We start from the raw sequence: 13,219 nt of genomic DNA, 5'->3' as shown, positions 1-13,219 counted from the left end.
GGCTGCTTTTTTTATTAGAGGAAATCACTGATGCTGTAGCTTTCGGAAAAACCGAAATTGTCTGATGTGATGATGCGTTTTGCGACGTAGGCTGCGACTTTCGGTGGATATAGGCGATTGGAAGATTTATGCTTTTTGAAGGTTTCAAGGTCCGGAAACTCTTCAGGGTCCGCAGAACGGATTTCCCCCTGCATATCCGTATCGACAACTCCAGGCCTATAGGTGGCGGTGAATATCGGGTAGTCCAACCGATCCATCTCTTGGCGCAGAACATCACTCACCATATTTACTGCAGCTTTAGAACTGCAATATGCTGACCATCCTTCCATCGGATTCAGAGCAGCACCACTGGAAACCGTAAGGATGCGTTTCGCAGCTTGAATGTCACTAAAAGCGTTTACATAGCCCTTCATCAACAATGCTGGCGCCAGGACATTGATTTTATAGTTTTTCATGAACCCTTGAGCATCCATATTCGCAATGGAATGGACCGGTCCTACGATGCCGGCATTGTTGATCAAATATATCTCGTCCCCTTTTTCCGGCGAGATGGAATTGAATATTTCAGGCAACATCTCTTCCAACTTCTGTTCATCCAGGAAATCTACATGAAATTCTTTATAAAGCTCTACATCCGTTTCGACCTTGGAACGGGAGATGCTGATGATCCGATCTTCCCTGAAGATGTCAAGCATTGCATGACCGAGGCCACGGCTTGTTCCGGTTATAAATACATATCTCATAGTAAACGCTCCTTTTATTCAGTTACTGATGATTATAGAGTCAACTGAAATATTTGTAAAATGCTGAAATGCAGATATATGAATAAATATACTTGATTACGAATGTTTATAATGATATTATTTAAATTATTCTAATGGTGAGGAGATGTATGAAGATGAATGAAAAAGTAGTGTTGGCCTATTCAGGCGGTTTGGATACAAGTGTGACAATCCAGTGGTTTATAGATAAGGGATACGATGTTGTGGCGCTGTGCCTAGATGTTGGAGAAGGAAAAGACTTAGATAAGGTCCAACAAAAAGCATTGGATATGGGAGCAATTGAATCATATGTGATCGATACTACAAAAGAGTTTGCAGACGACTTCGTTTCTTATGCAATTTATGCAAATTCTATGTATGAAGGAAAGTATCCGTTAGTATCTGCATTGAGTCGTCCTTTAATCTCCAAGAAACTTGTGGAAGTCGCACATCAATCCAATGCAGACTATGTCGCCCATGGCTGTACAGGCAAGGGCAACGATCAAGTCCGCTTTGAAGTGGCCATCAAAAGCCTTGATCCTGCACTTAAGGTCCTTGCACCAGTACGTGAATGGACATGGAGTAGGGAAGAGGAAATCGATTATGCAAAAGAAAAGAATATCCCGATTCCGGTCAACCTAGACTCACCTTATTCGATAGACCAGAATCTGTGGGGCAGGAGCAATGAATGCGGTGTACTTGAAGATCCGTGGGCCAAGCCACCGGAAGATGCATATGCTCTGACCAGAAACATCAAAGAAGCCCCTGACGAAACGGAAGAACTTGTGTTGCATTTTGAAAATGGACTGCCAAAAGCCCTCAATGGTGTGTTCTATGAACTGGATGAACTGATCATTAAATTGAATGAGATTGCCGGAGTCCACGGAATCGGGAGGATAGACCACGTCGAAAACAGGCTAGTCGGCATCAAGTCGCGTGAAGTTTATGAAACACCGGGCGCGAAAGTAATTCTTACAGCAAAACATGATCTTGAAACGATCACATTGACAAAAGACATCGCGCATTTCAAACCATTCATCGAACAAAAGTTCACTGAACAAATCTATAACGGACTATGGTTCTCCCCTCTATCCGATTCGCTTAGGAAAATGCTGAAGGATATGCAGCAGCCAGTTAACGGAGAAGTGCGCCTTGAATTGTACAAAGGCAATGTGACGGTCACCGGTAGGCGTTCCGACAACAGCTTGTATGATGAAAAACTTGCAACCTATACCAATGAAGATGCTTTCAATCAGGATGCTTCTGTAGGATTCATTGAAATTTTTGGATTGCCGACCAAAGTAAAGGCGATGCTTGATAACGGTGTGAAGCTTTATGACTAAAAAGGCATGGGGCGGAAGATTTCAAGGCGAGCCACTCGACTATGTGGAAGCATTCAATGCTTCCATCCATTTTGACAAGATACTCATCGAGAAAGATATAGAAGGTAGTATTGCACATGCAACCATGCTGGAGAAGAAGGGGATTTTAAGCGAAGTTGAAGCAGAACAGATCATCTCCGGATTAAAGGCGGTGCTGGAGGACTTCAATGCGGGGCGGATGGAACTGTCCGTACAGCACGAAGACATCCATATGAATGTCGAACGCGCACTGATCAATAAAATCGGGGAAGTAGGCGGCAAACTGCACACAGGGAGAAGCCGTAATGATCAGGTGGCGACAGATATGCATCTATACATCAAAGAACAAGTAGAACATATTATAGAAAGCATCAATAGTCTAAAAAAAACCATACTCACGCTTGCCGAGGAAAACATTCATGTCATCATGCCTGGCTACACCCATCTTCAGAGGGCACAGCCAGTCCTCTTTTCGCATCATATCATGGCGTATTTCTGGATGTTGCAAAGGGATGGGGAGCGCTTCAGCGAATCATTGAAGCGCATCGATCTATCGCCTCTTGGAGCTGGGGCGATCAGCGGCACGACATTCGATATTGATCGCGAGATGTCCGCCGATCTCCTTGGCTTTTCCGATATATACCAAAACAGTATGGATGCCGTAAGTGATCGTGACTATATTATTGAAACCCTTTCAAATATCAGCCTCGTGATGATGCATCTGTCGAGGTTATCAGAAGAAATCATCTTCTGGATGAGCGAAGAAGCGAATTTCATTCAGCTATCCGACCAATTCACTACCGGGAGCTCCATGATGCCGCAAAAGAAAAATCCTGACATGGCAGAACTGATCCGCGGAAAAAGCGGACGGACGACCGGTGCCCTGATGGGCATGTTGATGTTGGTCAAAGGTCTCCCCTTAACCTATAATAAAGACCTCCAGGAAGATAAAGAAGGAATATTCGATGCGGTGACAACTGTTTTGGGGTCCCTCGAGATAATGAACGGCATGTTGGAGACTCTGTCCATAAATGAAGAAGTGCTGGAGGAGACGGTATCAGAAGATTTTTCAAATGCTACAGAACTGGCTGATTATCTGGTGCAGAAGGGAGTGTCTTTCAGAAAGGCCCATGAAGTGGTAGGGAAACTTGTTTTAAAGTGCATCCATTCCGGCAAGTATCTCAAAAATCTTAGCCTAGAGGAATTCAGGCAACATCACCGTTCAATAGAGGACGACATCTATGATCAACTCTCCACCCGCACATCAGTTGACAGAAGGAACAGCCGGGGTGGCACCGGCACAGAGGCAGTAATCGAACAGATGAAACGTGCCGAAAAACTACTGAAATGACAAAAAAGGCAAATCCTCTAGAGGATTTGCCTTTTTTATATAAACGGTCCAGCCTAGTGTCCGAGGTCTGGATAACCGTATGTAAATATAGTCGCGATTGCGAAGAAACCAAAAGTGGCAACTGTTGCTAGACTGAAAAGTACCGCCAACAGATTTTTATTTTTGACTGCCGCCACCAATCCCCAAACACCGACGATTGAAATCATCAGCATCAGCAGGGAAAAAGTGTTGATCCCGATATGGATCGACACGCCGCCAATTTCAAAAAGCTTACCCGTATCAATGAATGGCATGATGCTCAACCTCCCATAATCTCTTTATTCTCATATATATTGTATAATTAAAAATGTACTTTGTCGAGGAGATTTTAAGGAGGATCATTTATGGAAATAAGAACTTTACCCCTTGGGCCATTGGAAACGAATTGCTATCTGCTGTGTGAAGGAGAAGATGTACTGATCGTCGACCCATCTGGAGAGCCTGAAAAGATCAGGGAGGCTATCGGTTCGGATCTGACCGTCAAAGGGATCTTGCTGACCCATGCCCATTTCGATCATATCGGAGCACTAGAAGATATCGCCGATTATTATGATGCTAAAACCTGGATGGGGCGCCCAGAGCTTGAATGGCTTGCCGACCCGGCAAAGAATGGGTCGGCTAAGTATACGGACATGGGCTTGCCCATTATAACAGCCGATATACAACCCGCACCCCTAGAAGAGGGTCGCCACTCGATTGGCAAATTTGAGTTCGAGGTCCTTTATACACCGGGCCATTCACCTGGAAGCTTGAGTTATCTTTTTAACGACTTCATCGTTTCAGGTGATGTTCTGTTCAACGGTGGGATAGGAAGGACAGATCTATATCAAGCAGACCATAGCACATTGATCGACAGCATCCGCAACAAGATGTATATGCTCGATGATGAGATCGTTGTATACCCAGGGCACGGCCCGGAAACCACCATCGGGTATGAAAAGAAGACAAATCCTTTTGTGAGGAAATAGAAAAAGGACCGTACAGATTTCAATCTGTACGGTCCTTTTAAACATGATCAACCAAATCTCGGCTCGAGTAAAAATGTAGTGAAGTACGTAAAACCTACAAAGAAAAGGACGAGGTATGCAGCAAAAACGTACATGTACATCCTTTCTGTCAATTTCATGTAACCGAGGAGAATGAAGAATCCGGTTTGCGCGAGAAACAGCAATGTCATCGCCATCATGTCACCGACATAGAAGAGGATTGCAAATACACCAGTCCAAAAGCCGAGTGTCTTGAATACTTTATCCATAAGAACAGTCCTTTCATCCTTACTTTACATATCATAGTCAATTATAAATAAAGAAGATATTAAAGTAAATACTAAATAAATCAAATGGTTTGGAATCCATTTCCATTATTCCCTATTATACAACAAAAACTGTGCCAATAAGGAGAAATTCATCAATTTATTTCAGAAAAGATCAATTCCTTCACTTTTCCCCATATATAAGGTGGAGGTGAAGAATGAAAAAGCTTATAGAAACGATTTTAAAAGATGCAATACTTGAGGAGGCCACGGATGTCCACTTGACATCTGAAGGTGAAAAGGCGCATGTGAGGATCCGTTGCCTAGGAAAGATGCAGCTGCTCGAAGTGATCGACATTGAAGTCTATAGGCGAGCCATCAACTATCTGAAATTCATTGCAGATCTCGACATCAACGAACATCGTGTCCCTCAGAGTGGCCGCACCGCAATTCTGATTGATGAAGAAGTCGTCAACTTAAGGGTCAGTACACTGCCAGTCTCACTTATGGACGAAGTGGTCGTCATACGGATCCTCAACCTGATGGAAGATAAGGCGTCGAATGAATTATTCAGCACCACTTCTGAATATGATTTCTTCCAGGACTACATCAACCGGCAGCAAGGTCTGATTCTGTTTACCGGGCCCACCGGTTCCGGGAAATCGACACTGATGTATCGGTTGGTCAGGGATGTCGCAGCAAGAGGGGAACGGCAAATAATCAGCATTGAAGACCCGATTGAATATGAGCAGGAAGGAATTGTACAGGTTGAGATCAATGAAAAAGCCCAAATCGACTACGAGCCTCTGCTAAAAGGTGTGTTGAGGTGTGATCCGGATGTCATAATGTTCGGGGAGATAAGGGATGCAAATATAGCGTCCAACCTACTTAGAGCAAGTTTATCGGGACACCTTGTATTCAGTACATTCCACAGCAAATCTGCTGTAGCCGCACTCAGTCGCCTTAAAGATTTTGGACTCTATGATGAAGAGATGATACAAAGTATCTCATTAATCATAAACCAGCGTCTCATCCATACTCAAAAAGGATCTTATATCATTTATGAAACGCTTGGGAACTCAGAGATACAAGAGTTTTTGAAGACCGGTTCCGTTGTTTATGGGACACTGCACGACCGTCTGATCCATATGCTTGATGAAGGGGGACTGAATGCGGATGAGTTTAGGTTTTACGAGGATAAATTCAAATAAACTCGGGAAATATGATGCCCACTTTCTGATCAAACTCGCTGATTTGCTTGAAACAGGCTTTACCATGCAGCAGTCACTGCTTTTTCTGTTGGAACAATATGATGTGCTGAAACCAAAAGATCGACTGCAGATGATAGAGGCCGTACGAGAAGGCAAAAGTCTTGGAAAATTACTTAAGGATATGGGGTATGGCAATTCAGTCATTATCCAAATTGCATTTTCTGAAATACATGGGAAAGTATTGGAGACGTTGCGGGAATCTGCAAGGTATATCGAATACGTGAGGAATACGCGTTCGAAACTGCTTAAGGCGTTGCAGTATCCTTTGTTGCTGATAACGATCTTTGTAGGACTCCTATTAACCCTCAATTTTACAGTCATCCCCCAATTCAAAAGCCTTTACAGTGCTATGGGCACACAATCCGAAGGGATTGTGGCACTGCTCATCAAAGCGCTTGATGTGTTGCCTATAGCACTCCTGCTGTGCTTTATAACCGGAGTTGTGGCTTGTACCGTTATATCAGCTATCTTTTCCATCAAGGACGTGGCATTGAAATCTCGTATATTTACCAAGATACCTTTAGTGAATTATTTTTTTACCGGCTATCAGACATATAGGTTTTCACGGGAGTTCGGCTATTTTCTGAATAATGGACTTGAAGTGAAAGAGATTCTTGACCTTTTCATTCATCAGGAAATAAATGGCTATCTAAGATATATGTCAGAGTCCATAAAGGACGGCTTGATGAATGGTGAAAGCCTGTCACTTGTCTTGGGAGAGGTAGATTTGCTTGATGCCAAATTGTCTGTGTTCGTCAGTCACGGCGAACAGAACAGCAGCGTCGGCAAGGAACTCATCATGTTCAGCGAATACACGTTGGAACGTCTTATCATGTATGTGGAAAATATAACTAAGAAGATACAACCCGTAATCTTCGCAATACTCGGAGTCCTCATCATCTGTTTATATCTGATTATAATATTACCGATATTCCAGATGATGTCTGCGATAAACTAGGAGGAAACAGATGAGAAAACATTTTAAAGATAAAATGAAGGCAAACGGTGAAGAAGGATTTACTCTGATTGAAATGCTGTTGGTGCTATTGGTCATATCAGTGCTGATCATACTGATCATTCCAAACATAGCGGCCCAAAGTGCAAACGTCCAGGACACAGGGTGTGAAGCGCAAGTAAGAATGGTCCAGAGTCAAGTGGAATCCTATACATTGAACGAGGGCGCGCCGCCTGCTTCAATCAATGCACTCGTACCTGAGTATTTGACCGACGATCAAGTTACATGTGCGAATGGAGACACCATTGTTGTCACCAATGGCAAAGCAGCACGCACGCCATGATGGTTTTACGCTTCTTGAAATGATGCTGACATTATTCATCGTCAGCGTCATATTGCTTATTGGCGTAGTCAGTATACCTGATTACGAAGCAGGCGGGACACAAGGGGACATAGAACGGATAAGCCATTTCTTCTATAACGCCCAGACGGAGGCGATGGCTTCAAAATCTTATAATATTGTCGATATCGACCGTGCCGGCAATACTTTTCATCTACGTAGCCGGGATGGCAATATACTTAACTCCTATATACCTGAGCGGTGCCAGCTCAATTCAGGCGGGCTCGAGCGCATCATCTTTAAGCCAGATGGTGATGCGAACAAGTTCGGCACCATAAGTTTAGACTGTCCGGATTCTTCTGTAAGATTCATTTTCCAGATTGAGAGGGGGCGGTTCCGTGTCGAATGAAAAAGGGTTCATGCTGATTGATGGACTGCTTGCGATGCTGTGCCTCAGCATCATTGCCGTCACTCTGGTGCCGGCAGTCACTACAATTCAAACTGCAGCCGAAGAAGCGCAGATCCAACTGGAATTACATCGGACGTTGTACATTGAATTACTCTCCTACGATGATCGGGAGGCTTTCATCAGTCAGACCGAGAACTGGGTTGTCGAAGGAGGTAGAATATGTGGCAAAGCGAGCGGAGAATGCATCAAAATCAAAAAATGATTCAGGATTCACTTACCTGGAAGTACTTGTCAGCTTAGGCATCGCTGCTTTTATAATGGCTCTATTGCCTTCATTACTCGCGCTATTCAATTATGAAGAAGAGGAAATGGAGTTCGAACATGATTTTTTCATAATCGATATCAGCCAGTCATATAAGGATAGTACAGCCACTGATTATGAGCCGAGCCAGGAATCCATTGTTTTTATGGATAAGACAAATAAAGTACGCTATAGAAGACATGGCTCGAGAATCATTAAGACAGTGGGGGACAAAGGTTACGTTACGGTAATGTTCAATGTCACCGAATTTAAAGTTGAAGAGACGGATGAGTCCGTCATTCTCTCATTTCTCGGAAAGGGAATGGAAAATGAAGAACAGATTACATTTATCAAATGAAGGTTTCTTCAGCTTCTCGATGTATATTGTATTGATATATATGGCAGGCGTGTACTATCATTATCATAACCGCTTCATGATGATCATTGAAATACAATCCAATTTCATCGAAATCTATAATACGCGGATACAAGATATACTGGGGTGAGGATATGATCCTTATAGGTTTTATGGGGAGTGGGAAGACTACGATCGCAAAATTGCTTGGTGCACATATGGGGAGGGAAATCCTCGACCTTGATGAAGAAATCGTAAAATCCTCAGGGATGGCCATCCCCGAAATATTTGCAGCTGAAGGTGAGACAGGTTTCAGGCTACGTGAATATGATGTCCTAAAAGCACTGCCTAACCAGCACATTCTTGCGACAGGCGGAGGCGTGGTAACCTATGCAGCCTCAAGAAGGCTTCTTATGGAGATGGATCAGCCGATCATCTATCTTCATGCAGATTTTCCAACGCTTTATAATAGGATCCGTGAGGATATGAACAGACCTTTAGTAAAAGATAAGGAATCGGTGAAGAAACTATACGAAGAACGTCTTGATCTATACCGCAGCACTTCAACAATTGAGGTCGATGCCACTTCAACCCCAAAAACCATCGTCGATCAGATAATGCAGAGCCTTTAATGCACTTTCCTAGACAATGAATTAAAGCGCTTGCTATTTTCTAAAAATTGGGGTTATAATGTAGTCGTAAAGACAATTAAAAATTTGCGAATGAACAATGCTCGAGAGAACGAGTTATCGTCGCCGAAGGAGCAAACCGTAAAGGTGAATCTCTCAGGCAAAAGAACAGCATTGGGACGCATTCCTGAAGGCATATCAACAGGGCAGCTATTGGCTGTCCTGTTTTTTTATTATCCAAAGGAGGAATAGAAATATCATGTCTGAACTTAAAAAGACGCCGCTGTATAACTATTATAAGGAGGCCGGGGCAAAAGTCATCGACTTTTCGGGTTGGGCTCTGCCGGTCCAATTCAGCAGTATAAAAGAAGAACATAAGGCAGTAAGGGAGAGTGCAGGCCTTTTCGAGGTGAGCCACATGGGCGAGATTCTTGTAGAGGGAAAGGAGTCTGAAGCTTTCCTCAATTATGCACTGACGAACAATGTCGAAAAACTTACCGACACAAAAGCCCAGTACACCATGCTATGCAACGAGTCAGGTGGCGTCATAGACGACCTCGTCATCTATAAATTGGAAGATGAGAAATATCTTCTGGTAGTCAATGCCGGAAATACTGATAAAGATTATGAATGGCTGACCTCCATAAAAGGATATGATGCGACTGTCAAAAATGTCACTTCCGACTATGGACAGATCGCCATCCAGGGGCCTGATGCACGTGAAATCGTGCAGAAGCATACCGATGAAGATATCAGCGAAATGAAGATGTTCCGTTTTAAAAAGGATGTTGAGATCGGTGGCTGTAATGTAATCCTTTCACAAAGTGGCTACACAGGAGAGGATGGCTTCGAGATATACTGCGACAGCTCAGATACGGAGAAACTCTGGAAACTTTTCGTCGATGAAGGCGTTACCGAATGTGGACTCGGGTCTAGGGATACCCTCAGACTGGAGGCAGGATTGCCACTTCATGGTCAAGACCTCACTGAGGATATTTCACCGATTGAAGCTAAAGCAGGCTTTGCCGTGAAAACCGACAAAGAGGACTTCATTGGAAAAGAAGTGCTCAAGCAACAAAAAGATCAAGGGGCTCCAAGAAGGCTCGCCGGTTTTGAACTGCTTGAGAGGGGAATTGCGAGAACCGACTATGAGGTGACGGATGAAGAAGGAAACAAGGTGGGATATGTAACGAGTGGAACGCAATCTCCAGTTACCAAAAAATCCATCGGCTTTGCTCTTGTGGATACTGACTTCTTTGAACTCGACAAGACGTTCAACGTCAAAGTCCGCAGCAAAGATGTGCCGGCTAAATTCGTGAAACCCCCGTTCCATAAAAATTAAAAACAGAAGGAGTGTATCAAGTGAGTCACCGCTATTTGCCATTAACTGAAAAAGATAAGAATGCAATGCTCGAAACGATTGGCATAAAAGATATTTCCGAATTGTTTGAAGACATCCCTGAGAGTGTCCGGTTCAAAGGTGAATTGAACATCAAAGAAAAGAAGAGTGAGACTTCGCTTTTGAGGGAGCTCACAAACGTCTCCAAAAAGAACATTACTACAGAAACCCACACATCATTCCTGGGTGCAGGCGTCTACGACCATTATATCCCGACAGTGGTGGATCATGTCATCTCGCGTTCGGAATTCTATACTGCCTATACACCTTATCAGCCAGAAATCTCCCAAGGGGAACTGCAGGCGATCTTTGAATTCCAGACCTTGATTGCAGAACTCACCGGCATGGACGTGGCAAACTCTTCTATGTACGATGGACCAACTGCCTTTGCTGAGGCCGCAACAATGGCTGCCGGCCAGACAAAGAAAAAGAAAGTAGTCGTATCGAAGGGTGTTCACTATCAGGCGATTGAAGTGCTTAAAACTTACTGTAAAGGCCAAAACATCGAAGTAGTGGAAGTTGATCTCAATGGGTCCTATACCGATCTTGAAAAACTCGCTGAAGCGTCTGATGAAGATACGGCAGCGGTGATGGTGCAATATCCGAACTTCCTCGGTTCCATTGAAGACCTGGAAGCGATGGAGGAGATCGCCCACAAGCATAAGGCATTGTTCGTCGTAAACAGTAATCCGCTTGCACTGAGCCTTCTTACACCTCCAGGTGAGTTTGGCGCGGACATCGTCACTGGTGACACACAAGTATTCGGCATACCGGCACAATTCGGCGGCCCGCACTGTGGTTATTTTGCAGCCACTAAAAAACTGATGCGTAAAATGCCAGGACGCCTCATTGGGCAAACTCAGGATGACGAAGGCAACCGTGGATTCGTACTCACGCTTCAAGCCCGTGAACAGCATATAAGGCGGGATAAGGCAACAAGCAACATCTGTTCCAACCAGGCACTGAACGCGCTCGCATCTTCGGTTGCGATGAGCGCCTTGGGTAAAAACGGTGCATTAGAAATGGCTGAACAGAATATCCAAAAGACCCACTATATGAAGAATAAGCTGAAGTCTGCTGGATTTACAATCCTGGATGGCCAGTCTTTCAATGAGTTTGCAGTAAAACTCTCAAAAGATGTCGACGAAATCAATGATGAACTACTTGAATACGGCTATATCGGCGGTTATAACCTGGAGAAGGTGGACGCTGATTTTGCTGGCTATATGCTCGTAGCTGTTACAGAATTGCGCACTAAGGAAGAAATAGATGGATTTATCGAAAGGTTGGGTGAATACAATGCTTAAGGGATCCAGTCCTTTGATTTTTGAAAGAAGCATAGAAGATCGCTTTGCCTATTCGCTTCCGGATCTGGAAGTGGAAAAGGTGGATATCAGTACGATTATAGACGATAAATTCGTCCGGAAGACAAAGGCCGAGTTGCCAGAAATCAGTGAACTTGACCTGATGCGTCACTATACTGAACTATCCAATAAGAACTACGGCGTCGACTCCGGATTTTATCCGCTTGGTTCCTGTACCATGAAATATAATCCGAAAATCAACGAAAAAGTTGCCAGGATGCCAGGTTTTGCACTCAGCCATCCACTCCAGAGCGACAAAACGATACAAGGTTCCCTTGAAATCGTCTACGATATGCAGGAGCACCTCAAAGAGATTACTGGAATGGATGAAATCACATTGCAGCCTGCTGCTGGTGCGCAGGGCGAATGGACGGCATTGATGATGATCAAAGCCTTCCATGAAGACAATGGAGACTTCAACCGTACTAAAGTGATCGTGCCGGACTCGGCTCACGGAACAAACCCGGCAAGTGCGGTAGTAGCAGGGTTTGAAGCAGTGACTGTAAAATCCAATGACAAAGGGCTCGTTGACATCGAGCACCTGAAGAGTCTGGTAGGCGATGATACAGCTGCAATAATGCTCACGAACCCGAATACCCTTGGACTGTTTGAAGAGGATATTCTGGAAATGCGTGATATCGTCCATGAGGCGGGCGGTAAACTTTACTATGATGGCGCCAACTTGAATGCCATCATGGCAAAAGTACGCCCTGGGGATATGGGCTTCGATGCGGTCCACTTGAACCTGCACAAAACATTTACAGGTCCGCATGGCGGTGGTGGCCCTGGCTCAGGACCAATCGGAGTCAAATCAGAATTGGCGAAGTATCTTCCTAAACCGCTCGTCGTCAAGAATGAAGATGAGTCCTACAAAGTCGAGCAGGATGTACCTAAGAGCATCGGACGCGTAAAACCATTTTTCGGTAACTTCGGCATATTCCTGCGGGCATATACGTATATTCGCACCATGGGGCCGGACGGTCTCAAGGAAGTATCGGAAATTGCGGTCCTTAATGCCAACTATATGATGAGAAGGCTTGAAGGTACATTCGAACTTCCTTACAAGCAACATTGTAAACATGAATTTGTCATAAGCGGTTCCAGGCAGAAGAAAATGGGAGTGCGTACACTCGATATGGCAAAACGTCTGCTTGATTTCGGATATCATCCGCCGACGATCTACTTCCCACTCAACGTTGAAGAGTGCATGATGATAGAACCGACAGAGACAGAGTCCAAGGAAACACTGGATGGATTTGTAGACACCTTGATCGGTATCTCCAAAGAAGCTGAGGAAAATCCAGATATCGTCCTTGAAGCCCCTCATACTACTGTGGTCGGTCGCTTGGATGAGACTCAGGCTGCCAGAAAACCAGTACTGAGGTTCCAACGTGATGACATTGTAGAAGAGAAATAAAATAATGGCCCCGGC

17 protein-coding genes and 1 riboswitch are annotated in these 13,219 nt (G+C 44.3%); of the genes, 14 read left to right on the top strand and 3 right to left on the bottom strand.

The window, feature by feature from the left end:
- Nucleotides 1-14: 14 nt before the first annotated feature.
- Nucleotides 15-743, bottom strand: coding sequence for an SDR family NAD(P)-dependent oxidoreductase (locus ACFFLE_RS02410; RefSeq protein ID WP_380569569.1), 729 nt, complete (start codon nucleotides 741-743; stop codon nucleotides 15-17).
- Between the two features lie 155 nt (nucleotides 744-898).
- Here ACFFLE_RS02410 and ACFFLE_RS02405 point away from each other — a divergent pair, with 155 nt between their 5' ends.
- Together ACFFLE_RS02405 and argH are read left to right on the top strand one after the other, a co-directional pair.
- Nucleotides 899-2,104: an argininosuccinate synthase gene (locus ACFFLE_RS02405; RefSeq protein WP_380569568.1), complete on the top strand. Its 1,206-nt coding sequence runs from the start codon at nucleotides 899-901 to the stop codon at nucleotides 2,102-2,104.
- On the top strand, nucleotides 2,097-3,473 hold the full coding sequence (argH, locus tag ACFFLE_RS02400; protein WP_380569567.1) for an argininosuccinate lyase: 1,377 nt from the start codon (nucleotides 2,097-2,099) through the stop codon (nucleotides 3,471-3,473). The genes ACFFLE_RS02405 and argH overlap by 8 nt, the downstream gene beginning before the upstream one ends.
- 53 nt (nucleotides 3,474-3,526) lie before the next feature.
- On the opposite strand, the gene ACFFLE_RS02395 is transcribed toward argH, so the two are convergent.
- Entirely contained in the window at nucleotides 3,527-3,766 is a 240-nt protein-coding gene (locus ACFFLE_RS02395; protein WP_380569566.1) for a DUF2759 domain-containing protein, read from the bottom strand.
- A gap of 90 nt (nucleotides 3,767-3,856) precedes the next feature.
- On the opposite strand from ACFFLE_RS02395, the gene ACFFLE_RS02390 reads away from it, so the two are divergent.
- On the top strand, nucleotides 3,857-4,480 hold the full coding sequence (locus tag ACFFLE_RS02390) for an MBL fold metallo-hydrolase (protein WP_380569565.1): 624 nt from the start codon (nucleotides 3,857-3,859) through the stop codon (nucleotides 4,478-4,480).
- A gap of 47 nt (nucleotides 4,481-4,527) precedes the next feature.
- Here ACFFLE_RS02390 and ACFFLE_RS02385 read toward each other — a convergent pair whose 3' ends face one another.
- On the bottom strand, nucleotides 4,528-4,767 hold the full coding sequence (locus tag ACFFLE_RS02385; protein ID WP_344702823.1) for a DUF2626 family protein: 240 nt from the start codon (nucleotides 4,765-4,767) through the stop codon (nucleotides 4,528-4,530).
- A gap of 215 nt (nucleotides 4,768-4,982) precedes the next feature.
- Here ACFFLE_RS02385 and comGA point away from each other — a divergent pair, with 215 nt between their 5' ends.
- The 11 genes from comGA (at nucleotide 4,983) to gcvPB (ending at nucleotide 13,204) form a co-directional block, all read left to right on the top strand.
- On the top strand, nucleotides 4,983-5,975 hold the full coding sequence (gene comGA, locus ACFFLE_RS02380) for a competence type IV pilus ATPase ComGA (RefSeq protein WP_380569564.1): 993 nt from the start codon (nucleotides 4,983-4,985) through the stop codon (nucleotides 5,973-5,975).
- Nucleotides 5,941-6,993, top strand: a complete 1,053-nt coding sequence (comGB, locus tag ACFFLE_RS02375; protein WP_380569563.1) for a competence type IV pilus assembly protein ComGB — start codon at nucleotides 5,941-5,943, stop codon at nucleotides 6,991-6,993. The genes comGA and comGB overlap by 35 nt, the downstream gene beginning before the upstream one ends.
- 10 nt (nucleotides 6,994-7,003) lie before the next feature.
- Complete coding sequence (comGC, locus tag ACFFLE_RS02370) at nucleotides 7,004-7,333, top strand: competence type IV pilus major pilin ComGC (protein WP_380569562.1); 330 nt, start codon at nucleotides 7,004-7,006, stop codon at nucleotides 7,331-7,333.
- On the top strand, nucleotides 7,308-7,739 hold the full coding sequence (comGD, locus tag ACFFLE_RS02365; protein ID WP_380569631.1) for a competence type IV pilus minor pilin ComGD: 432 nt from the start codon (nucleotides 7,308-7,310) through the stop codon (nucleotides 7,737-7,739). The genes comGC and comGD overlap by 26 nt, the downstream gene beginning before the upstream one ends.
- Entirely contained in the window at nucleotides 7,729-8,001 is a 273-nt protein-coding gene (locus ACFFLE_RS02360) for a hypothetical protein (RefSeq protein WP_380569561.1), read from the top strand. Before comGD ends, ACFFLE_RS02360 begins: the two co-directional genes overlap by 11 nt.
- Nucleotides 7,961-8,398, top strand: coding sequence for a competence type IV pilus minor pilin ComGF (locus ACFFLE_RS02355; RefSeq protein ID WP_380569560.1), 438 nt, complete (start codon nucleotides 7,961-7,963; stop codon nucleotides 8,396-8,398). Before ACFFLE_RS02360 ends, ACFFLE_RS02355 begins: the two co-directional genes overlap by 41 nt.
- Nucleotides 8,370-8,546 (top strand): hypothetical protein, encoded by a 177-nt coding sequence (locus ACFFLE_RS02350; RefSeq protein ID WP_344702836.1) that lies wholly within the window; start codon nucleotides 8,370-8,372, stop codon nucleotides 8,544-8,546. The genes ACFFLE_RS02355 and ACFFLE_RS02350 overlap by 29 nt, the downstream gene beginning before the upstream one ends.
- 4 nt (nucleotides 8,547-8,550) lie before the next feature.
- Complete coding sequence (locus ACFFLE_RS02345) at nucleotides 8,551-9,027, top strand: shikimate kinase (protein ID WP_380569559.1); 477 nt, start codon at nucleotides 8,551-8,553, stop codon at nucleotides 9,025-9,027.
- Nucleotides 9,028-9,117: 90 nt separating this feature from the next.
- Nucleotides 9,118-9,206, top strand: a riboswitch (glycine riboswitch).
- Between the two features lie 74 nt (nucleotides 9,207-9,280).
- A complete protein-coding gene (gcvT, locus tag ACFFLE_RS02340; RefSeq protein ID WP_380569630.1) occupies nucleotides 9,281-10,366 on the top strand; it encodes a glycine cleavage system aminomethyltransferase GcvT in 1,086 nt (361 codons plus the stop codon).
- A gap of 20 nt (nucleotides 10,367-10,386) precedes the next feature.
- Nucleotides 10,387-11,730 (top strand): aminomethyl-transferring glycine dehydrogenase subunit GcvPA, encoded by a 1,344-nt coding sequence (gene gcvPA / locus ACFFLE_RS02335; protein ID WP_380569558.1) that lies wholly within the window; start codon nucleotides 10,387-10,389, stop codon nucleotides 11,728-11,730.
- Entirely contained in the window at nucleotides 11,723-13,204 is a 1,482-nt protein-coding gene (gcvPB, locus tag ACFFLE_RS02330) for an aminomethyl-transferring glycine dehydrogenase subunit GcvPB (protein ID WP_380569629.1), read from the top strand. Before gcvPA ends, gcvPB begins: the two co-directional genes overlap by 8 nt.
- Nucleotides 13,205-13,219 lie beyond the last annotated feature (15 nt).

The sequence above is a fragment of the Salinicoccus siamensis genome, from assembly GCF_042429615.1.
Taxonomy (GTDB): Bacteria; Bacillota; Bacilli; order Staphylococcales; family Salinicoccaceae; genus Salinicoccus; species Salinicoccus siamensis.
The sequence above is the reverse complement of the archived record's forward strand: the minus strand, read 5'-3'. Positions and strand labels throughout refer to the sequence as shown.